Raw genomic sequence first — 19998 nt, 5'->3', positions numbered from 1 at the left:
TTCCAAGGCACCCCCTCGGCTTCCTCCAGACCCCACTGTTGCCAGTGGCGCCCTTGCCTGCTGGTTACCTTCCCGCTGGTTGGGCGGTAGGGTTTCTCTCAACCCATCGGCTCGGTAGACATGCCGGGCGCACCGCAAAAGGAACGCCCAAAAGCGTTCCCTCTTTGCAGAACTCACTTACTGCGCACAAACTCCCCGATCTGCCGGTCCATGTTGGAGATGTGCTTGGTGAGCCAGTCAATGACGATCTTATTAGCGTTGATGATCACGGAAATGCTGCCCCCGGAGGCGTCGTAGTCCTCCCGCAGTTTGGCCAGCTGGGCGATGAAGGCCGCGTGGGCCTTTTTCTGCTCTTCCAGGCCGGGGTAGTTTAGCTGGCGCATGTACCTTTCCTCGTCGGCGAAGTGCTTTTTGGTGTAGCTGTCCAAGAACTCCAAAAGCTCACCTATGTACTCCTTGGCTTGGCCCTTTTTACCCGCATCAAAAAGACGTTCTGCCCGGTTAAACCATTCCTTGTGCTGCTCGTCGATGAGCTCAATTCCCACGGACAAAGACGGATGCCACGGCATGGGTCAACCTCCCTTAGTAAATTATGGAGCAAGTTAAGATTATCCTACCACAAAGCCGGTGAATGCTCAACAGGGGAGGTCGGCCTGCTTCCCAACCAGCTCTTCCAGGAAAGCGAGCTCCTGTTCCAGCTTGCGCTGGCCGTTGTAGAGAAAAGAGGTGTAGAGGAAAACCAGCGCCCACACCACCAGATAGCCTGCCACGAAAAATGCCATTGCGATCCCACCTTCCCAAAGGACTAGAAACCTAGGCTAAAAGCTGCGCCTTGAGGTGCCGCACCCTCTCCTGCAGCTCCAGCGACTTCATGCGCAGCCGCAGAAGATAGAAGTATAAAACAGAAAAGACTCCCACGCTCACAAACATAGCCACCCGCATCTTGGGGGTGAGGGCGATGCCCTCGCTGGAGATCACCACGGGATGGATGGAGCGCCACCAGCGGGTGGAGAAGAAGACCAGCGGCACATTGATAAAACAGATAATGCCGTACACAGCCGCCAGGCGCTTCCTGGCTTCGCTTGCACCCCCGCCGTGGAGGGCAATGTAGGCCGCGTACATGAACCAGAGTACCAGCGTGGTGGTGAGCCGGGGATCCCAGGTCCACCAGGTGTTCCAGATGGGATAGGCCCAGAGGGGCCCCGTGAGCAGCGTGCAGCTGATGAACACTGTACCAATTTCCGCGGAAGCCCGGGCCAGCCGGTCGCTGCCTCCACTGCGCTTCCAGAGGTAGAGTATGCTGGCGGCAAAGACCACCGTATGGGCCACAAGCCCCACCCAGGCCGAAGCCACGTGGAAATAGAAGACCTTCTGTACCAGGCCCATGGTCCTTTCCACAGGGGCGTAGTAGACGATCACGCTCAGCGCAAGCAGCATGAGCAGGGTGAAACCCCAGAAGAAGGGGCTCTTCAGCGCATCTTTCATGGGCTAACCCTCCAGGATGTAATCAAAAAGCAGAAGCGGCAGGACGGTAAAGAGCAGATCGAAAACCAGCAGCAGGTAAAACCAGCCTAAAACCGCCTGCACCTGCCCGCTCAGGGCCCCTTGGGTGCAGAGAATAGCGCCCATGAGCAGGGGGATCAACAGCGGGAAGGCCAAGATGGGAAAGAGCAGCCGCGCACCGGGCAGCTGCACGGTGATCCCGTTGAGCAGCGTACCCACCGCGGCCAGGCCCCAGCTGCCGGCCAGCACTGCCGCGAGGAAAAACCAGAGGCTGGCGCTGCCCACCCCCACGTCCAGGAAGATCCAAAGGAGGGGGACCACAACCAGCTCCAAAAGGAGCAGCACGGTCAGGCTGAAGAGGAACTTGGCGTAAAAGAGCACACTCCGCTCGCCGCTGGCCAAAAGCAGGGCGTCCAGGGCACCGTACTCCCGCTCTTTGGCAAAGGAGCGCTGCAGGGCCAAAACGGACATGAAAAAAATGCTCACCCACAGCACCGCGGGGAAGATCTGCTCTGTGCCGACATCCGCCAGCTCCAAGGCGAAACTGAACACGAAAACGAGCATGGTGCCAAACACCAAAGTGGAAAGCAGATGGTCGGTGCTGCGCAGCTCGTCCTGGAGGTCCTTGCGGTAGATGAGCAGGATCCGGCGGCCAAACTTAAGCACTGGCATCCCCCCCTGGTACAATGCGGCCAGCTTCCAACCTGATTTCCCGGAAAGGCAGACCCGCCAGGTGCTCCAGTTCGTGGGTGATCAGAAGCTGGAGAGCCCGGGGCCGCCTGTGCTCCAAAATCCCCCGCAGGATCTGGCGCCCATCCACATCCAGGCTGGTAAAGGGCTCATCGTAGAGCAGCAGGGCAGGTTCACCCATGAGGGCCCGGGCAATGGCCAGGCGCTGCTGCATCCCCCGGGACAAAACCGCGGCCGGTTCCAAGCGGTAGCGCCACAGCCCCACCAGTTCCAGAAGCTCTTGGAGCCGGTCTTGGCTTAGGGTGCCGTACATCCCGCCAAAGAAGGCCAGGTTCTCCTGGACCGAGAGGCTGCCGTAGAGCATGGGCTGATGGGATACATACCCCACCAGGCGGTGCTCCAGCCCCAGGCGCGCTCCGTTCCAGAGGACCTCACCGCCGCTTGGGGGCATGAGCCCCGCGATGAGCCGAAGCAAGGTGGTCTTCCCCGCCCCGTTGGGGCCGGTGACCGCCACCAGTTCTCCCGAGGCCGCCTGGAAGGAGATCCCTTTGAGGATCTCTTTAGCCCCCAGCTGTTTGCGGAGATTCCTGACTGTTAAAACGTTCTTCGCTGCCACACCTTCACCTGCTTGTCCAAAAGCGCCCCTAGGGCACCGAGATAGACCACAAAGGAACCAAACCAGATCCAGCTCACCAGGGCAAAACGCTGCAGGTGCAGCTGTACGGTCTGGCCCTGCCAGCCGGCCAAGTTAAGATAGAGATCTTCCTTGAGGCGGCTGAAAATACCCACCTCCGTCGAGGGCTGGCTGCGGTTCTCCCACAAGGTCTTCTCCGCGGTGAGCTGGCCCACTTCCCGGCCGTTCTTGCTGATGCTCAGGGTGGTACCCACGGTGTAGCGGTCAGCGCCGTAGCGGGCCCTGAGCCCAGGATAGGTCAGGATGTATCCGGCAAAGGCCACCTCATCCCCGGGCTCCACCGACACATAGAGGCTGTCGGTATAGGATGATGAGCCGGCAATGCCGATGAGCATGAGAAGAACGCCCACATGCACCAGGATGCTCCCGGGTTTGAGGGGGCCCTTCCGCCTAAGCAGCGTTCCCAAGTGGGTCACCAGACCGAAGGCGGCCACGGCCAAAGCCAGGGCAGGAGCTGATCCTCCCCCCAGGGTAAAATGCACCGCCAGCCCGGTCAAAGCGCCGCAGAGCGCAGGAAACCAGGCGCGCCGCAGAATCCCCAAGAAGCCTGCTGTATGTGGGGTTAGCAGGGGAGCTGAGCCCATGAGCAGGAGGAGCGGTAAAAAGAGGGGAACGGTCACCTGGTTGAAAAACCCCTCATCCAGCACGATCTCCCTCCCCACCAAGACCCGGGAGAGAACGGGAAACATGGTGCCGGCAAAGACCGCCCCCGCAAGGAGCAGGAGCAGGAAGTTCCCCAGCTTGATGCCGGAAGCCAGCGCCGCAGGGCGCTCTTCCCCAGGCCCTGCACCCTGCAGGCTGGTGCGGCGGACCCAGGCCAGCCAAGCCGCAAAAGCCGCCAGGGCCCCCAAGACCCCTAGGAAGATGGATCCCAGAACCCCTCCGGAAAAGGCGTGCACCGAATCCAAAACACCGCTTCTGGTGAGGAAGGTGCCGAAGATGGTGAGCACAAAGGTGAGCGCGCTGAGCAGATAACCCCACCACTGACCGCCGGGCTGTCCCCTACCCAAAAGCAGGGTGTGCACCAAGGCTGTGCCGGTGAACCAAGGCAAAAGGGAGGCGTTTTCCACCGGGTCCCAGGCCCAGTAGCCCCCCCAGCCCAGTTCGCTGTAGGCCCACTGGCCGCCGGTGACTATGCCCGCGGTCAGAAAGAGCCAGGCCGTGAGGGCCCAGGGCCGGGCCAATTCCAGCCAGCGCCCGGAGCTGTCCCCGGGCCACAGCTGCGCGGCGGCCAGGGCAAAGGGGACCGCAAAGCCGCTGAAGCCGGCAAAAAGGAGCGGGGGATGGACCACCATGCCCAGACTCTGCAGCATGGGGTTGAGCCCCGCGCCGCTGTAGGGCGGGTCAGCCAGGAGCTCAAAGGGCGAACTGACAAACAGCAGCAGGAGAGCAAAAACCGCCCTCACCGCGCCCAGGATGGCGTTCACCCTAAGATCCAGCCCCCCTTCCCGCAGCGGGCGGCTGCGCTGCACGGCGAAAGAATAGAAGGAAAGGATCAGAAGCCACAAAAGGAGCGAACCGCTCTGGCCGGCCCAGAGGGCGCTGATTTTGTAGAGCACCGGCAGGCTGCGCGCCGAGTTGCGGGCCACATAGGCCAGCCGGAAATCATCGGTCAAAAAGCAGAACACCAAAGTCAGGGTGCTGAGGCCCGCGGTAAGAATGGAAACTAGGTTTACCCGGCGAGCCTTGGCCTCCCCCCGGGCCCCGGCATAGACTGCCCAAAGGGCTGCCGCGCAGGATAGATAAAGGGAAATAAGTCCTAGGTCGCGCACTATTCTTCTCCTTCATATTTGGATGGGCACTGGAGCATCAGCTTGCTCACCATAAACTCCCCCCCGGAGGTGAACTTCCCCTCCACAATCACCTCCTGGGCGTGGTGGAAATTGTCCGGCAGCACTCCCCCATAAATAACATCGATCTGGGCAGCTTGATCCGCAAGGGCAAACTCCAAAAGGGGAATACTGGGATCGTAATGGACGCTGTCCTTCACCACCTGGCCCTTAATGCGCAGCTTCTGCGCCTCGGCCTGCAGCTCCTTGGCTTCAGAGATGGTGTAGTAATAAGCGGCGGAATGCTCAAAGGCCCGGAAGGCCAGCAGCACCAACACCAGCACCGGTATAAGTGCAAAGATCACAACCCGCAGTTTCTTCTTGGCCATAGCACCTACTCCACATCAAAGAAGTGAACTGGGGAAAGCGTACGAGACGCTCTCCCCAGAAGTACGCTCGTAAAGCCTTAGTGGCCTTCGTGGCAGCCTTTGCAGTCCATCTTGCCCAGAGTGTCGTCGGCAAAGCCGCCTACGTGGCAGTCGTAGCAGGCCTTGGTTTCCTCAGACATGGCGAAGACCGGAACAAAGGTGCCCTCCAGCATCTGGTTCATGTACAGGGCAGCCTGGGCCGCAACATCACCGGTGAGGGCTGCGCAGCGCGGTCCCCTCTCGCTGGCCTTCTTGCCGGAAACCTTGCACCAATTGGCGATGGACGCATGGCAGAGCGGATTGCCGGCCACGCTGCGGTGTTCGGCTTCCAAGGGCAGCGGAGTTGCGCTGTACCAGGCCATAAGCTCGTTGACGATGAGGGTCATGGGCTGTCCGCCGTACACCAGGGACACGGCGGCGCAGGCACCGTTGAGCGCTCCGCAGAGGGTTCCCCAGGCCACGACTCCGCCCTTGCCGAAGTTCATCAGCTGGGGAGGTATGAAGCTGAAGGGTTCACCCAGCTCTGTCAGGAGGGCCCGGAACGCCCCTTCGCTGCAACCCTGACCGGCCCGGTAGTTTTCCGCACCTAAATGGCGCACCCGCTCCACATCCAGGGGCTTGTTGAAGTACTCAGTCCAGGGATATTCAGGCAGATCCACCATAGCTCCTTCCGCCTTGGGCGTGAGGATCCCCAGACCGCTGGTGGCCAGGGCCAAACCGGCCGCGGCTCCCCCGGCACTGACCAAAAAGTCTCTCCGGGTAAGTAGTTTTTTCTTTGCTTCCATCTGCATCCGCCTCCATATGTATGTATTGAATCTTACTCAAAGATTCCCCAGTTAGTTGCAGAACGCTAAAGTGCTGACGTTCACAAACCTCGTCAAAAATTTACTCAGCCCCGGCGGGCCTTCCTTCGGCGCACCACCATCCTAGCCAAGAGGATGCTCACCTCGTAAAGCAGCACCATGGGTACGGCCATGAACGTCTGGGAGATAACATCCGGCGGGGTGAGCACAGCAGCAGTGATGAAAACAACCAAAACGATGTACTTCCTGTACTTCACCAGGATCTCCGGGCTGAGGATGCCGATGCTGGTGAAGAGGAGTACGATCAAGGGCAGCTGAAACACCAGTCCAAAGGGGAGAACTAAACGGATCACGAAGGATACGTAATTGCCGATGGAGATCATGGGCGTCAGCGACTCGGTGCCAAAACCCAGGAAGAACCTGTAGGCCAAAGGAAGGATCACCTGGTAGGCAAAGACTGTACCCCCGGCAAACATCAGCAAAGCCGCGGGCAGGCCCACCTGGAGGATGCGCTTCTCTTGGGCCAAAAGCCCGGGTGCGATAAAGCGGACCACCTGGTAGAGGACAACCGGTGAACTGAGGACGATCCCCACCACCAAAGCCACTTCCAGGTGCACAAAAAAGGCTTCACCGGGATAGAGGTAGACCAGCTCCCCCGGGAGCCGCAAGAGGAACTGGACCATGGGGGAGGAATAGTAGAAACCCACCACCACGCCCAGGGCCAGAGCCAGAACACTGATGATGATGCGGCGCCTCAGCTCCGCTAAATGCTCCACAAGGGTCATGCCTGCTCCGTCGCTATGCGCACTTCTCTGCCGCTTGAACATAGACATCCACCGAACTTAAGCCTTCAGGCACTTTTGTTGTCCTCTTCCCCAGCTGAATCAAGTCCTTTAGCTGCGTTTTTAAACTCCCGCAGACCCCTGCCCACCGCTTTGCCGATCTCAGGCAGTTTGGCAGGTCCAAAGATGATCAGAGCCAACACCAGAATCAGGATCAGCTCACCGATGCCAATCCTCCCCACGCTATCGCCTCCTTCCCAAAGCCGTTCCATCTGCTACCAGCCTATCATTTAGAAATTTTTATGTCAATGCTTCCCGGCCATTTTTGTGAAACCTTTTACAAACATCCCCTGCACCGGGGGAAAGGCCTGCTGAAGCGGGCGCCAGGGTTCCATCTCCCCTTTCCGGGACCGTTCGCCACCCACTTCTCCCTAACATGCGCTTAACAAATGGAGGCCCGCCCCCCATGGGGAGCGGACCGCTACCAGCAAGAATCAGCTTATTCCACGGTGCAGGTGCTGAAGAAGACCTGCCGCTGGGGATAGCGCCTGAGTCCGCCTTCTAAAGTGAGCACCGTCTCCAAGGGGAACTCTTCCGAAGAGCGTCCCACCGCCACCCAGAACTCACCGGGCTCGGTGATCCACTGCCCCAGTTCGTTCAAGAAGGAGAGCAGCTCCAGGGGCACCCGGAAGGTGAGGCGTTTGCTCTCCCCGGGCTCCAGGTACACCGCTTGGAAGCCCTTCAGCTCCAGGGTAGGCCGCACCCGGGAGGCCACCCGGTCCGCGACGTACAGCTGGGCCACTTCGTGTCCCCCGCGGTCTCCGGTATTGGTAATGCTGCAGGATACCACCAGTTCCTCACCTTGGAAGGCCGCGGCGAAGTCTCCGTACTCAAAGCTGGTGTAGGACAAACCGTAGCCGAAGGGATACAGGGGTCTACTGCTCATGGTCAGGTAGTGGCGGTTTTTGGAGATGTACTTGCGGTTGTAGTGCACGGGCAGCTGCCCCACATCCTGGGGAATGGATACCGGCAGGCGCCCGCCGGGGGTGTAATCCCCAAACAGGATGTCCGCAACCGCATGGCCGCCCTCTTCCCCAGGCAGCCAGGCCTCTAGGATGGCCGGCGCCTGCTTGTGCAGCCAGGGCAGGGCCAGGGGCCGTCCGTTCACCAGGACCACCACCGTGGGCTTGCCCACCGCCAGCACCTGCTCCACCAGCTCCCGCTGGACGCCGGGGAGATCCAAATCGGTGCGGTCCTGGAACTCGCCGTCGGAATCCAGCTGGTCACCGGACAGCTCGCCGCTCATGTAGCGTTCGTCTTCGCTGAGGGTGTTCACACCAGATAGGCCGGACCTGCCGCCCACAACCAAAATCACCGCATCCGCCTGCCGGGCCGCCTCCACCGCCTTGGGGATACCGGAGCGATCCTGGCCCAAAATGGTGCAGCCCTCCTCATAGTGCACCTGGGTCTCGGGGCTCACCGCTGCTTTGATCCCTTCCAGGACGCTCACGATGCGCACCGCATCCTCGGCCCTGTTCACATGGGCGCTGTAGGCGTAGTCCCCCAAGAGGTTGCGGGTGGAAGCCGCGTTGGGGCCGATCACCGCCAGGGAAGCCAGGTCCTTGCGCAGGGGCAGAAGCCCGCCTTCGTTTTTCAAAAGCACCATGGAGCGGCGGGCCGCTTCCCTGGCCAGCTCCCGCTGGGCCGGCGTTTCAAACTGCTCCGCCTCCACCACTGCGGCCACCATGGGCCTGTCGAAGATGCCCAGGGCAAGTTTCACGGCCAGGTGCCGCTTCACCGACAGGTCGATCAGCTCTTCTGAGACGAGCCCCTCCTGCACAGCCTGGATAAGCTGTTCCCCATAGCACTGGGTGTGGGGCAGTTCCACATCCAGCCCCGCCGCGAGGGCCAGCAGGGCCGAGATCTTTTCATCGGGCGAGATGCGGTGGTCCGTATTCAGCATGGGGATGCTCCAGTAGTCGGAAACCACAACCCCCTCAAAACCCCACTCATCCCGCAGGATCTCCGTGAGCAGCTTGCGGGACGCGGCGCAGGGCACTCCGTCCCAGTCGTGGTAGGCGTTCATCACCGAGAGCACACCTTCGTGCTTCACCACCGCCTCAAAGGGCAGCAGGTGCTGCTCCCGCATTTCAAATTCAGACAGGTGCACCGGGGCGTGGTTGCGCCCTCCCTCGCACACGCCGTGGCCGGCGAAGTGCTTCAAGGTAGCGGCGATGCCCTCCGCCAGGTTAGGCCCGTGCAGGCCCCGCACGTAAGCCGCAGCCATGGCCCCAACCAGGTAGGGGTCTTCGCCGAAGGTCTCCTCCACCCGGCCCCAGCGGAAATCCCGGGCCAGATCTAACACAGGCGACAGCCCCAGATGGGCTCCCACAGCCCGCATCTGCTCCCGGATCACGGTGGTAACCCGCTCCATCAGACCCGGGTCAAAGGTGGCCGCCATACCGATGCTCTGGGGGAATGTGGTTCCCCCTTTGGCCATGTAGCCCGAAAGGCATTCTTCATGCATGAGCGCGGGGATACCCAAACGGGTCTCCTTCAGCAGATATTCTTGAATTTCATTGGCCGCCCGGGCCGCTTCCTCCGGCCCCAGGTCGCTGGCGCCGGCCAGGCGCGAGATCTGGCCGATGCCCCGGCTGAGAAGTTTTTTCCCCTCCTGGCTCAGGCGGCCGTTTTCCAGCAGCTGCTGGGGCCCGAAGGAACCCAGCTGGGCCACCTTTTCCTCAAGGGTCATCTGCTGCACCAACTCTTCTGCTCTGGCCAGGTGTTCCTCCTTGATCAGCTTTGCTCTCACCTTTTTCCTCCTTCTCCCGCAGGCTGGCCTTTCAGGGCCTGCTGTCATAGAACTTGCTCCTCCAGGACAACCAGGTCATCTGCGGCTGCGCCGCCAGAGTCAGTGTAGCTTAAACCACCTCCCTAGCCTTTTCCACCGCACGAGCGCCTGACCACCAGTTCCGCTTCCAGGCGGACCTTGATCGTTTTGCGCATGGGATACTCAATCTGTTTCACCAGCTCCTCCGTGGCTATGCGGGCCAGGTCTTCATAGGGGACCCGGATGGTGGTGAGGCTCGGCTCAACGTAGGAGGCGAGGACAATATCATCGAAGCCCACCATGCGCACATCCTCCGGTATCTTCACCCCCGCCTCCTGCAGAACCCGCATGCAGCCGATGGCCATCATGTCATTGGCCGCGAAAATGCCGTCGGGCATCTGCCCCTGCTTGAGCAGGTAGTAGCCGCAGCGCTCGCCGGCGGGTTCATGAAAATCTCCCTGATAGACTATGATCTGCCGGTTTTCCAGGCCGTGATCCCGGCAGGCCTGGAGAAAGCCCTTCTGCCGTTCCAGGGCATCCCGGGAGTCTTTGGGCCCGGCAATATGCAGCACCCTGCGGCAGCCCAGCCGGGCCAGGTGCTCCCCTGCCCGGTAGCCTCCGGCATAATCATCCACCGCCACATAGCTGAAGGGCCCCTCCATATCCACCGGGGGCATGGTCAGGTGGAAGAAGGGGATACCCGCGGTGCGCAGGTGCTTCACGTAGGTGTGCTCCATGTCGTAGTAGCTGCCCACAATCAGGGCACCCTCAAACTGCTTGGTGGCTATCTCCCAGCGCAGGAAGGAGGAAAGTTTCCCTTCGGGCGTGCCAAAATGAAAGACCAGGTGATAACCGAGGCGTTCGGCAGCCACGTAGATGGGATGCAGGAACATCATGGCGTACTGGCTGTCCCGCAGGGTCTGGGTGGGCGAGGTGCTGGGCCAAGTGACCAGTACAGCCAAGGTTTGTTTCAGCTTTTTCCCTGTCCTTTTCTCATAGCCCAGTTCCGCCGCCACTTCCAAAACCCTGGCCGCCACTGCTGCGTTGGCCGTCTGATGCCCGTTCAGGACCCGGCTCACCGTGGCCAGGGAAGTACCCGCGCGCTGGGCGATATCCCTCATGGTAACCATAGGCTCCTCCTCAACAGTTTACATTCTTTCACTAAAGTTCTTCTGTGCTTAACCCCCTTTTCCTGCCTTGTTTCAAATGTTTCAGGCCCGTCCAGGAAAGCCGGGCGCGGCAAAGGGCCGGTCTCCCTGGGGAAGACCGGCCCTGCCAGCTCTGTTCTATTTAGTTGACTGCTTCGCTACTGGAGGGGTGTGCGGGGATCCATGGGGCGGTCACCGGCGATGTTCCCCGACTGGAAGATCAGATGCTCCATGCCCCTCACCAGTGTATCATCCTCCAGCACGCTGTAGAGGTGGTAGCCCAAATCTTCCCGTTCCACCAGAATATCTTCCAGGACCTCCACAGTGCCGTAGTCCTTGAGCTGGTGGGCCCGCTCAATGGTCTTGCGCAGCATCTGCTGGATTTTCAGCTCGTGTTCCAGATCGTTGCGCAGGAAGTCCCGGATGGAATACCTGCCCTCCGGTTCGCATTTGATGTAGGACAGCTCGTGCTGGGCCACGGGATGGGCGGTGGGCACCATACCCAGCCGGGCCACCCGCTCACCCACATCGTCGATGTGCTTCATGGTCTTTTCAATGTGTTCCTCCAGGAGGTGGTGCAGGCTGATGAAGCCTTCGGCCCCCTCGCTCAGCCAGTGGTGCTTGTTGTACTGGTGGAGGGCCACAGTGAGCGCGCACTGGTGTTCATCCAGCATAAGAGCTATTTCCTGCCGCACTTCCAGGGGCAGGCTGATCCCGCAGCCCACCTTCTTGGCGGTGCGGGGCTGCTGGCGCACAATCATCTGGTGTTCGGTGGCATGCCCAGGCATCTGGGGATCAAAGCCGTACTTATCCAGCTTGAACCGGCCGTCGAAGGCCTTGAGGTCCTGGGAAACAATCTCCATATCCTGCATAGTAGGTGTAGGCGGCTGCAGGTTTTCCGGCATAGTCTTCCTCCCTTTCCGCGTAGGTTGTTCCCTAGTAGTTTCCCAGCTGGGGAGAATAATATGCGGAAGGGAAAGGCAGCGGGCCTCACCCCGCCTGGTCCAGCAGCACCCGGATGGCCGCGGCCACCTCCCAGCCGCTCCTTCCCCTGGAGGCCTGCAGATCCAGCTCCTGGAGAGTCCTGGCAGGGCGGGGCGAGAGCACCACCGCCCGGTCCGCGAGGAGCACCGCCTCGTCCGGGTCGTGGGTGACCAGCAGCGCGGCAAAGCCCGCCTGCCTATGCGCGGCCTTAAGCAGCTGCTGCAGCTCGCCTTTGGCCTCTCCATCCAGGGACTTGAAGGGCTCGTCCAAAAGCAGAAGATCGGGCTGGACCGCCAGGGCCCTGGCCAGCTCCACCCGCTGCTTCATGCCGCCGCTGAGCTCCCGGGGATAGGCCCCGCGGAAAACGGTCAGCCCCACCTGCTCCAGGATCTGGCGGCGCAGAGCTGCACCTCTGCTGCCCGGAAACAAGCCTTCCTGGACAAAGCGGATGTTCTCCTCCACCGTCTTCCAGGGCAGAAGCCGCGGCTCTTGAAACACGTAGCCGAGGCGCACCCCGGCCCCTACGCTTACCCTGCCCCTGGTGGGCCGGAGAATTCCCGCGGCCAGGTTGAGCAGGGTGGTCTTTCCGCAGCCCGAGGGCCCCACCAAGGCCGCGATCTCCCCCGGCGCCAGGGCCAGGGAAAAATCCTCCACCACCTGGAGCCTGCCCCCCGCCGAGGTGAATTCCTTGTACACCCCGTGAAACTCCAGAACCGTCTGTTTCATGCCCACCACCTCTCGGCGCGGCGCTTCAAGGGAAGCAGCAGCCCGTATTCGCACACCAGCATCACGGCGATCAGGACCAGCACCCAGGCGAACACCTTTTCCGTCTCCAGGTTGCTGTTGGCGGTGCTGAGCAGAAAGCCCACCCCGCTTGTGCTGCCCATGAACTCGGCGAAAATCGCGGCCTTCCAGGCAAAGGAAAAGCCCACACTCACCGTGTTGGCCAGCTGGGGCAGAAGGGCAGGCAGGTAGAGCTGGGTGACGATCTGGCGCCGGCTGCAGCGGTACACCTGGGCCATCTCCACCAGCCGGCCGTCGATGCTGTCCAGACTCGCCGCGGTGTTGGCAAAACTCAACGGCAGGGTGACCATGAAGATGAGGAAGATGGGCGCGCTCTGGCTGGCCACTCCAAACCAGATCACCGCCAGAATGGTCCAGACCACCGGAGGAATGATCTGCACGATGGCCAGGATGGGCCGAAGCAGCGCCCGCCAGAAAGCTGTCCCTTTGGTCAGGGCGGCCAGACTGAAGCCGGCTAAGAGCGCTAGGGCATAGCCCCACACCGTGCGGCGCAGGGTGATGGCAACGCTGCCCAGCAGGCTGCCCTCCCGCCAGAGGGTCACCAGCGCCCGCCAGGTCTCCCCCGGCGAAGGGAGGATCATGGGATGGTAGTACCGGGCCAGGCCGCTCCAGAGCGCGAGCACGGCGGCGGGGCCCAAAAGCCCCGCGAGTATTCTTCTCAGCTCCTGCCGGTGTTTAGAAATAAAAGCTGTCATCGGGCAGCTGACCACCTATCATCTCGGGGAAGAAATCCATGATTTCGCCGAAGAACAGTTCGATAAGGTCCCGGGCCTCCTCCCGGGGATAGACCTGGAAGTGGATGCGGTCCAGTGACTGCCGGAAAATCGCCGCATTCTGGCCGAAATGCCGCTCCGCCAGGGCGGAGGCTTCCAGGGGATGGGCCTGCACCCACTCCACCCCCTCCCGGTAGAGGCGGGCGATTTGGGCAGTTAGCTCCGGCTGCTCCCGGGCGAAGCTGCCCCGCACAAACAGTCCCACAAAGGGGATGCGCTCATCTCCGTGCAGCTTTCCCCATTCCTTTTGCATGTCAAAGGAGAGATGGGCCTCTGGAAAGCTGTTCAAAGTGATGGTGACCAGCGGCTCCGGCAGGATGATGGCATCCACCCGGCCCAGCTGGAAGGTTCTGGCCCCATTGTTGGAGGGAAGGTAGACAAACTCCACCCTGCCAGGCTCCGCCCCGTTTTGCACCAGAAGGTAGCGGGCCAGGAAGTCCAACGGTCCCCCCTGCAGGGGCAGGCAGAGGGTCCTCCCTTCCAGATCAGCCCAGCCCTCCGGGGCGAAGCCCGCGGTGAGGAGGTAATCAATGCCCCAGGTGTTGGTGTTGACAAGTTGGAGGTCCACTCCCCGGTTATAGGCCTTGGCGCCCACATTGACCCCGGTGACCAGGAAATCCAGATCGCCGCTGGCCACAAGGGCAATACCCCGCTGGTGGTCCTGGGAGATGAAGATCTCCAGGTCCACGGCGTCTAAAAGGCCCTCTTCTTCCAGCCAGAGCAGGGGCAGAAGCCCCACCGCGGGGGGCCCCTGGATGCGGATCGCGCCGGCCTCGGCAGCAGCCAGGTTCCCCGGCAGGAAAAGCATGGCAAGGAACGCGAAGAACAGGATGGGAGAGCTGCGCCTGATCATGGGCTCCCTCCTATCTGGCCCGCGCCTGGTAGCTGGTGTGCAGGAGCTCGTGGGAGGTACCGCCTAAGGGCTGGCCGAGAAACTCCCGGTACAGCTCCAGGATCTCCGGGTTCTCATGGGATTTGCGGATGGTCTGGTGCCGGTCGATCTGGGCCAGGCCCCGGGCCCGCTTGTCCTTGTTCTCCTGGCTGTTGGGCAGGGGCTGTCCCCCTCCCCCTACACAGCCGTGGGGACAGGCCATGATCTCGATCCAGTCCAGATCGGACCGGCCGGCACGCACCTCGTCCAGGAGCCGGGACGCCTCCGCCAAGCCGCTCACCACGGCGATCTTGAACGTGCGGCCGCCGATTTCCACCTCAGCCCGCTTGATGCCCACAAAGCCCAATTCCAACCGCTCCAGCGGTTCGCCGGTGAGCAGTTCCTTCACCGTGCGCAGGGCCGCTTCCGTAACGCCCCCTGTGGTGCCAAACAAGGTAGCCGCACCCGACTGGCTGCCCAGGATGGAATCGTAGGCGCCGGGAGGGAGGTTGGCAAAGTCGATGCCCACCTCTTTGATCATGCGGGCCAGTTCCCTGGTGGTGAGCACCGCATCGGTATCCTGGAAGCCGCTGTCGCGGTGCTCCTCCCTGTCTTTCTCAAACTTCTTGGCCGTGCAGGGCATCACCGACACGGTGAAGACCTTAGCAGGGTCGATGCCGATCTTCTGGGCGTAATAGGTTTTGGCCAGGGTGGAGAACATCTGCTGCGGGGATTTGGCCGAGGATAGGTGCTCCAAAAGGTCAGGGTAGTTGTGCTCCGCGAACTTCACCCAGCCCGGGCAGCAGGATGTGATGTGGGGAAGCCGCTTGTTTCCCTGGATCCGGGCCACGAACTCCCGCCCTTCCTCCATGATGGTGAGGTCGGCGCTGAACTCCGTGGAAAAGACCCGGTCAAAGCCGAGCAGCCGCAGGGCGGTGACCAGCTGGCCCGTGACCACCGTCCCCGGCTCCAGGCCGAACTCCTCTCCAATGGTGGCCTGGATGGAGGGGGCGGTCTGCACCACCACGAACTTGTCCTCATCTTCCAGGGCCTGCCACACCGCGTCGATTTCGCTCACTTCGGTGATGGCGCCCACCGGACATACGGCAGCGCACTGGCCGCAGTTGGCGCAGTTGATCTCCGCCATGGGCAGATCGAAGGCGGTGGTCACTGTGGCGGAAAAGCCGCGGCCGGCAAAGGCCAGGGCCGATACGCCCTGCACTTCTTCGCACACCCGCACGCAGCGCCCGCAGAGGATGCACTTGTTGGGGTCCCTCCTTAAGGCTGGGCCCAGCTCGTCCAGGGGCAGGCTGCGGTTTTCCCCCCGGATCCTGGCCACATCTTCACTGTTTACCCCCAGCTTGTAGGAGATCTCCTGCAGTTCACAGCTGCCGCTGCGGTAGCAGCTTAAGCAGTCTTGGGGATGGTTGGCCAAAATCAGTTCCACATTGCGCCGGCGCGCCCGGCGGGCCCGGCTGCTGCGGGTGCTGATCACCATCCCCTCCGCGGCCTCCACTGCGCAGGAGGCGAGGAGTCTGCCCGTCTGCACATCTTCCACCATACAGACCCGGCAGGAACCGTGTACTGAAAGATCCGGATGGTGGCAGAGGGTGGGAATCTCGATGCCCAGGAACCGGGCCGCCTCCAGGATGGTTGTCCCCTGCTCCACCTCAACGGTCAAACCATCTATGGTTAAGCTGATCTTGCTCATGACACTACTCCTTTCTCCAGCCTAAGCGCCCTGGGCAATGGCCCGCACCGGACACTTCTCGGCACAGGCTCCGCAGGAAATGCACAGCTCCGCATCGATTCTGTGGGGCTTGCGCCGTTCGCCGCTCACCGCGCCCACAGGACAGAGCCTGGCGCACAGACCGCAGCCGATACACGCTGCCAGGTCCACTTCGAAGGGGGCGCGCATGCCGGCGCAGACGTTGGCCGGGCAGCGCTTGTCCCGGATATGCGCTTCGTACTCTTCACGGAAATACTGGAGGGTGCTGAGCACCGGGTTGGGGGCTGAGGCGCCCAGCTGGCAGAGGGAGGTGTCCTGAATGTGCTCCCCGAGCTCCTGCAGGAGCTCCAGATCGCCTTCCCGCCCCTGCTTGGAGCAGATGCGGTCCAAAATCTCCAGCATGCGCTTGGTACCTTCCCGGCAGGGAGTGCACTTGCCGCAGGATTCGCTTTGGGTGAAGCGCAGGAAAAAGCGGGCCACGTCCACCATGCAGGTGGCCTGATCCATGACCACCATGCCGCCGGAACCCATCATGGCCCCCACTTCCTGGAGGGATGCGTAGTCGATGGGCAGATCCAGCAGGTGCGCGGGGATGCAGCCCCCGGAGGGTCCGCCGATCTGCACCGCCTTCAGCTCGGCGCCGCTTGGCAGACCTCCGCCGATCTCGTAGATCACTTCCCTGAGGGAACTGCCCATGGGCACCTCCACCAGACCTGTGTTGGCGATTTTCCCCGTGAGGGCAAACACCTTGGTGCCTGTGCTCCCCTCGGTACCGATCCTGTTGAACTCCCCGGCGCCCCGGCGGATGATCTCCGCGACGTTGGCCAGGGTCTCAACGTTGTTGATGTTGGTGGGCTTTCCCCACAGGCCGGAAACAGACGGGAAGGGCGGTTTGGGCCTGGGCATGCCCCGCCGTCCCTCAATGGAGGCCATGAGGGCAGTTTCTTCTCCGCAGACAAAGGCTCCGGCTCCCTTTTTGATCTGCAGATCGAAGTTGAAGCCGCTGCCGAAGATGCTGCTGCCCAAAAAGCCCCGTTCCCTGGCCTGCCGGAGGGCGATCTCCAAACGCTTGATGGCCAGGGGATACTCCGCCCGGACGTAGATGTAGCCTTCGCTAGCTCCAATGGCATAGCCGCCGATAATCATACCCTCGATGACTCGGTGGGGGTCACCTTCCAGGATACTGCGGTCCATGAACGCTCCGGGATCGCCCTCATCCGCGTTGCAGATGACGTACTTCTTGTCGCTGGGCGTGCCGCGGGTGAGCTCCCACTTCAAGCCCGTGGGAAAACCGGCACCCCCCCGGCCCCGCAGACCCGCCTCTTTGACTTCGGCAATGACCTCTTCCGGGGTCATCTCGGTCAGGACCTTGGCGCAGGCCGCGTAGCCTCCTGCGGCGATGTAATCATCTATGCTCTCAGGATCGATGTGGCCGCAGTTGGCCAGGGCGATCCTGTGCTGCTTCTTGAAAAAGTCCAGTTGATCATAGCTGGGGATGCCTTCCAGGTGAAACCCTCCGTCGGCGAAGTAAGCAACGGCCAAATCGGCCACGATCTTCCCGTTCAGCACGTGGCTGGCGATGATGCGGGGCACGTCTTTGACCGCGACATTGCCATAGGTAACCCGGGGGCCACCAGGCAGCTGCACATCCAGGAGGGGTTCCTTTTGACACATGCCGATACAGCCGGTCTGTCCCACAACCACATCCAGCCTGCGGTTTTCCACTTCCTGGATAATCGCTTGAAAAACCTCCCGGGCCCCCGCGGCAATCCCGCAGGTACCCATGCCCACTATGATCCTGGGTTTGCTCCGGCCGTTTTGCGAGAACTGCTGTCTCAGCCGGTTCCCCAGCTCCCTCAGCTCCGCCACTGCACTCATACCGCGGCCACCTCCCTGGGAGCTGTCTTTCTGTAGCTGTCCAGAATCGCCTTGATGCTGTCGGGATTCACCCGGCCGTGGGTATCTTCATTGACCATGATCACAGGCGCCAGCCCGCAGGCCCCCAGGCAGGCCACGGTCTCCAGGGTGAACTCCAGATCCGGCGTGGTTTCCCCGGCCTTGATCCTCAGGGCTTCCTCCAGGGCCGCCAGCACCTCGCCGCCGCCCCGCACATGGCAGGCAGTTCCTGTGCAGACCTTGATCACATTGCGGCCCCGTGGCTTTAAGTGAAACTGGGTGTAGAAGGTGACCACACCGTACACCTTGCTGAAAGAGACCTGCACATGCCGGGCGATCGCCTGCAGTACCTCAAACGGCAGGTAACCGTATACGTCCTGGGCGTCCTGCAGAATGGGTATGAGCCAGCGCTCCTCCCTGGCGTAGCCTGCTAAGATTTGCTCCAGCGGTGCAAGATCGATCTGCATCTCCCGGTTCCCGTCAGTGCATATGCATCCCATGCTTCCAACCCCTTTTGCGCGTTTTCTCCTGAACAGGTGCATTCATCAAATCTTTTTTACCAAGCATTACGCAAGCTGTGCTGACAATCCTGCCCCTTCTTCAGCTCCACCAGTTACCATTTGAGTTACCTTTTCGTCCTGACTTGTCTGTCCAGAAAACTGCGGCGGGCATGCATCCTCCAGGCAACCCTCCTTTGCTGATATCGTAACGTTTCCTGAACATCATCTTTCCAATTACGGCAGATGGGCGAGGTATAGCCGCTCTCCCCCAGTGGACTTCGTTAATTTTTTCACGATCATGTTCATTATACTGGGCCGCTGCCAGGGTGTCAACGGCCCGAAGGTCAAATCTTTGGGGGAGATCTGTGAAGCTTCTATTAGGAAACGCCCAGCTTCCTTGCTTTTGCCCGCGCAGTGGGGTATAATATAAACGCAATTAGATGAAAGCTCCGAACAGTATCAGCGGGGGAACCATCTCTTTTGGGGTGAATCCTGCTTGCGGCAGGGCAGGAGGGGCAGCTTGGTAGCCCTAACCCGTCAGCTAACCCCGTAGGAGCCGACCAAGCGTATGTTTTCTCCTGGAGAAGCATGCGTTTTTTTGTTCGCAGAACACAAGCGGAAGGAGATGGTTGCATGAGAATCTGCCATGATTGCCTCACAGTGAATCGTTCACACTTAAGCTACTGCCAGAAGTGCTCAGGTGAGCTGGGCTTAAGCGAGGCCCCCTATCTTTCCATCAAAATCAGCAAAAAAAGACCCCGGCGGGTCCCAGTCAAGCTGTGGAAGTGGCTGGACATGAACCGCCGGGTAGCGCAGCACAGAGCTCAGATGTCCTGAGCTCTTGCTCTTTTCAGCTGTATATTCCGGCAGAAGCGGATCAGGGCCGCACCTGGGTCCGGGTGCGCCACACTTCTAAAATGGTGCCCACCAAAGTCTCCACTTCTGCAATGGCCTCCTTAACCTGGGTGGCCGCCTCGCTGGAACGATCCGAAAGCTGGCCCACTTCTTCCGCCACCACTTCAAAGCCCCGGCCCAAATCACCCAACCGAGCCGCTTCAATGGTGGCGTTGATGGAGAGCATCTTCGTCTGCCGGGCGATATAGGTGATGGAGTTGACCAGCTGGCCGATCTTCTCTGGAATCTGCTCCAGATCGGCGATCATCTCCTCCACCATCTCTTCCTGCTCTTTGATGCGGGCGGCGGCCTCGGCGTTCTCCTTCTCCAGCTGTTTTTCCAGGCTGATGTCCTGGCCGAAGCCGACTAAGCCCAAGATCTTCCCATCCTCGGCGATGATGGGCAGCTTGGACGTGCGCAGCCAGCGCTCGCGGCCGTTTTGTTCAGCCATCAGCTCCTCCCGGTCGATGATGGCCTTGCCCTGCTTCAGGACAATGGAATCGTCCCGGAAAAACTGCTCAGCAATGTGGCGCGGGTAGAAGTCGAAATCGGTCTTGCCCAGAACCTGTGACTCATCGGTGAGGCCCTGGTTTTCCAGGTCCACCCGGTTGGCCAGGATCTTCCGTCCTTCGGTGTCCTTGGCGTAGATGGCAGTGGGTAGATTATCGATGATGGTGCGCAGCAGCTTCCGCTCCCAGGCCAGCTTCTCTTCGAGCTCCCGGATTCTCTCCTGAGCGCTCTGCAAGTCCAGATCCTCCAACTGATAAGACTGGTTGCTCATGGCCATTACCCCTTGTCCTCGTTTTGCGCTGTTTTTGTTTTATGGATATCTTCGGCTCCGGCCTGTTAATTCCCTCTTAACTTATGTGATTTTTCCCGCGAAACAAACTGCGGCGGACC

At 61.0% G+C, this 19998-nt stretch carries 21 protein-coding genes and 1 riboswitch; of the genes, 1 reads left to right on the top strand and 20 read right to left on the bottom strand.

Features of this window, described 5'->3' with window-relative positions:
• Window positions 1–173 precede the first annotated feature (173 nt).
• From ACE4YL_RS07255 to nuoE, 19 genes are all read right to left on the bottom strand, one after another.
• On the bottom strand, window positions 174–569 hold the full coding sequence (locus ACE4YL_RS07255) for a bacteriohemerythrin (protein ID WP_461360090.1): 396 nt from the start codon (window positions 567–569) through the stop codon (window positions 174–176).
• A 66-nt stretch (window positions 570–635) separates the two neighbouring features.
• On the bottom strand, window positions 636–782 hold the full coding sequence (locus tag ACE4YL_RS07250) for a CcmD family protein (protein ID WP_461357723.1): 147 nt from the start codon (window positions 780–782) through the stop codon (window positions 636–638).
• Window positions 783–813: 31 nt separating this feature from the next.
• Complete coding sequence (locus ACE4YL_RS07245) at window positions 814–1485, bottom strand: cytochrome c biogenesis protein (protein ID WP_461357724.1); 672 nt, start codon at window positions 1483–1485, stop codon at window positions 814–816.
• A gap of 3 nt (window positions 1486–1488) precedes the next feature.
• Window positions 1489–2169, bottom strand: coding sequence for a heme exporter protein CcmB (locus ACE4YL_RS07240; RefSeq protein ID WP_461357725.1), 681 nt, complete (start codon window positions 2167–2169; stop codon window positions 1489–1491).
• Window positions 2162–2809, bottom strand: coding sequence for a heme ABC exporter ATP-binding protein CcmA (ccmA, locus tag ACE4YL_RS07235; RefSeq protein ID WP_461357726.1), 648 nt, complete (start codon window positions 2807–2809; stop codon window positions 2162–2164). Before ccmA ends, ACE4YL_RS07240 begins: the two co-directional genes overlap by 8 nt.
• Window positions 2788–4659 (bottom strand): heme lyase CcmF/NrfE family subunit, encoded by a 1872-nt coding sequence (locus ACE4YL_RS07230; protein ID WP_461360091.1) that lies wholly within the window; start codon window positions 4657–4659, stop codon window positions 2788–2790. The genes ccmA and ACE4YL_RS07230 overlap by 22 nt, the downstream gene beginning before the upstream one ends.
• Window positions 4659–5045: a cytochrome c maturation protein CcmE gene (locus tag ACE4YL_RS07225; RefSeq protein WP_461359750.1), complete on the bottom strand. Its 387-nt coding sequence runs from the start codon at window positions 5043–5045 to the stop codon at window positions 4659–4661. The genes ACE4YL_RS07230 and ACE4YL_RS07225 overlap by 1 nt, the downstream gene beginning before the upstream one ends.
• 77 nt (window positions 5046–5122) lie before the next feature.
• Complete coding sequence (locus ACE4YL_RS07220) at window positions 5123–5869, bottom strand: C-GCAxxG-C-C family protein (RefSeq protein WP_461367012.1); 747 nt, start codon at window positions 5867–5869, stop codon at window positions 5123–5125.
• Between the two features lie 104 nt (window positions 5870–5973).
• Window positions 5974–6714 (bottom strand): twin-arginine translocase subunit TatC, encoded by a 741-nt coding sequence (gene tatC / locus ACE4YL_RS07215; protein WP_461359748.1) that lies wholly within the window; start codon window positions 6712–6714, stop codon window positions 5974–5976.
• A gap of 23 nt (window positions 6715–6737) precedes the next feature.
• Window positions 6738–6941, bottom strand: a complete 204-nt coding sequence (gene tatA, locus ACE4YL_RS07210; RefSeq protein WP_461359747.1) for a twin-arginine translocase TatA/TatE family subunit — start codon at window positions 6939–6941, stop codon at window positions 6738–6740.
• Window positions 6942–7168: 227 nt separating this feature from the next.
• Window positions 7169–9481, bottom strand: a complete 2313-nt coding sequence (locus tag ACE4YL_RS07205; RefSeq protein WP_461359746.1) for a glycoside hydrolase family 3 N-terminal domain-containing protein — start codon at window positions 9479–9481, stop codon at window positions 7169–7171.
• A gap of 122 nt (window positions 9482–9603) precedes the next feature.
• Window positions 9604–10629 carry a LacI family DNA-binding transcriptional regulator gene (locus ACE4YL_RS07200; protein WP_461359745.1) on the bottom strand — a complete coding sequence of 342 codons (1026 nt, stop codon included), beginning with the start codon at window positions 10627–10629 and terminating at the stop codon, window positions 9604–9606.
• 176 nt (window positions 10630–10805) lie between these two features.
• Window positions 10806–11552 carry a Dps family protein gene (locus ACE4YL_RS07195; protein ID WP_461360092.1) on the bottom strand — a complete coding sequence of 249 codons (747 nt, stop codon included), beginning with the start codon at window positions 11550–11552 and terminating at the stop codon, window positions 10806–10808.
• 85 nt (window positions 11553–11637) lie between these two features.
• Window positions 11638–12357, bottom strand: a complete 720-nt coding sequence (locus ACE4YL_RS07190; protein WP_461359743.1) for an ABC transporter ATP-binding protein — start codon at window positions 12355–12357, stop codon at window positions 11638–11640.
• Window positions 12354–13130 carry an ABC transporter permease gene (locus tag ACE4YL_RS07185; RefSeq protein ID WP_461359742.1) on the bottom strand — a complete coding sequence of 259 codons (777 nt, stop codon included), beginning with the start codon at window positions 13128–13130 and terminating at the stop codon, window positions 12354–12356. The genes ACE4YL_RS07190 and ACE4YL_RS07185 overlap by 4 nt, the downstream gene beginning before the upstream one ends.
• On the bottom strand, window positions 13111–14061 hold the full coding sequence (locus tag ACE4YL_RS07180; RefSeq protein WP_461369441.1) for an ABC transporter substrate-binding protein: 951 nt from the start codon (window positions 14059–14061) through the stop codon (window positions 13111–13113). Before ACE4YL_RS07180 ends, ACE4YL_RS07185 begins: the two co-directional genes overlap by 20 nt.
• Window positions 14062–14071: 10 nt before the next feature.
• A complete protein-coding gene (locus ACE4YL_RS07175) occupies window positions 14072–15790 on the bottom strand; it encodes an NADH-dependent [FeFe] hydrogenase, group A6 (RefSeq protein ID WP_461369440.1) in 1719 nt (572 codons plus the stop codon).
• A gap of 21 nt (window positions 15791–15811) precedes the next feature.
• A complete protein-coding gene (gene nuoF, locus ACE4YL_RS07170) occupies window positions 15812–17686 on the bottom strand; it encodes an NADH-quinone oxidoreductase subunit NuoF (RefSeq protein WP_461359739.1) in 1875 nt (624 codons plus the stop codon).
• On the bottom strand, window positions 17683–18204 hold the full coding sequence (nuoE, locus tag ACE4YL_RS07165) for an NADH-quinone oxidoreductase subunit NuoE (protein ID WP_461359738.1): 522 nt from the start codon (window positions 18202–18204) through the stop codon (window positions 17683–17685). The genes nuoF and nuoE overlap by 4 nt, the downstream gene beginning before the upstream one ends.
• 437 nt (window positions 18205–18641) lie before the next feature.
• Window positions 18642–18776, top strand: a riboswitch (cyclic di-AMP (ydaO/yuaA leader).
• Window positions 18777–18837: 61 nt separating this feature from the next.
• Here nuoE and ACE4YL_RS07160 point away from each other — a divergent pair.
• Entirely contained in the window at window positions 18838–19041 is a 204-nt protein-coding gene (locus ACE4YL_RS07160) for a hypothetical protein (RefSeq protein ID WP_461359737.1), read from the top strand.
• Window positions 19042–19081: 40 nt separating this feature from the next.
• On the opposite strand, the gene ACE4YL_RS07155 is transcribed toward ACE4YL_RS07160, so the two are convergent.
• A complete protein-coding gene (locus tag ACE4YL_RS07155; protein WP_461360093.1) occupies window positions 19082–19879 on the bottom strand; it encodes a methyl-accepting chemotaxis protein in 798 nt (265 codons plus the stop codon).
• Window positions 19880–19998 lie beyond the last annotated feature (119 nt).

It is taken from the genome of Candidatus Darwinibacter acetoxidans (genome assembly GCF_041936445.1).
Lineage (GTDB): Bacteria > Bacillota > Limnochordia > Darwinibacteriales > Darwinibacteriaceae > DTU010.
The sequence above is the reverse complement of the archived record's forward strand: the minus strand, read 5'-3'. Positions and strand labels throughout refer to the sequence as shown.

Bases quoted from the DNA above. Each gene is read 5' to 3' on its own strand.
- ACE4YL_RS07255 (WP_461360090.1), bottom strand. From the start codon at position 569: ATGCCGTGGCATCCGTCTTTGTCCGTGGGAATTGAGCTCATCGACGAG.
- ACE4YL_RS07250 (WP_461357723.1), bottom strand. From the start codon at position 782: ATGGCATTTTTCGTGGCAGGCTATCTGGTGGTGTGGGCGCTGGTTTTC.
- ACE4YL_RS07245 (WP_461357724.1), bottom strand. From the start codon at position 1,485: ATGAAAGATGCGCTGAAGAGCCCCTTCTTCTGGGGTTTCACCCTGCTC.
- ACE4YL_RS07225 (WP_461359750.1), bottom strand. From the start codon at position 5,045: ATGGCCAAGAAGAAACTGCGGGTTGTGATCTTTGCACTTATACCGGTG.
- ACE4YL_RS07220 (WP_461367012.1), bottom strand. From the start codon at position 5,869: ATGGAAGCAAAGAAAAAACTACTTACCCGGAGAGACTTTTTGGTCAGT.
- tatC (WP_461359748.1), bottom strand. From the start codon at position 6,714: ATGTTCAAGCGGCAGAGAAGTGCGCATAGCGACGGAGCAGGCATGACC.
- tatA (WP_461359747.1), bottom strand. From the start codon at position 6,941: ATGGAACGGCTTTGGGAAGGAGGCGATAGCGTGGGGAGGATTGGCATC.
- ACE4YL_RS07200 (WP_461359745.1), bottom strand. From the start codon at position 10,629: ATGGTTACCATGAGGGATATCGCCCAGCGCGCGGGTACTTCCCTGGCC.
- ACE4YL_RS07195 (WP_461360092.1), bottom strand. From the start codon at position 11,552: ATGCCGGAAAACCTGCAGCCGCCTACACCTACTATGCAGGATATGGAG.
- ACE4YL_RS07190 (WP_461359743.1), bottom strand. From the start codon at position 12,357: ATGAAACAGACGGTTCTGGAGTTTCACGGGGTGTACAAGGAATTCACC.
- ACE4YL_RS07185 (WP_461359742.1), bottom strand. From the start codon at position 13,130: ATGACAGCTTTTATTTCTAAACACCGGCAGGAGCTGAGAAGAATACTC.
- ACE4YL_RS07180 (WP_461369441.1), bottom strand. From the start codon at position 14,061: ATGATCAGGCGCAGCTCTCCCATCCTGTTCTTCGCGTTCCTTGCCATG.
- ACE4YL_RS07175 (WP_461369440.1), bottom strand. From the start codon at position 15,790: ATGAGCAAGATCAGCTTAACCATAGATGGTTTGACCGTTGAGGTGGAG.
- nuoF (WP_461359739.1), bottom strand. From the start codon at position 17,686: ATGAGTGCAGTGGCGGAGCTGAGGGAGCTGGGGAACCGGCTGAGACAG.
- nuoE (WP_461359738.1), bottom strand. From the start codon at position 18,204: ATGGGATGCATATGCACTGACGGGAACCGGGAGATGCAGATCGATCTT.
- ACE4YL_RS07160 (WP_461359737.1), top strand. From the start codon at position 18,838: ATGAGAATCTGCCATGATTGCCTCACAGTGAATCGTTCACACTTAAGC.
- ACE4YL_RS07155 (WP_461360093.1), bottom strand. From the start codon at position 19,879: ATGAGCAACCAGTCTTATCAGTTGGAGGATCTGGACTTGCAGAGCGCT.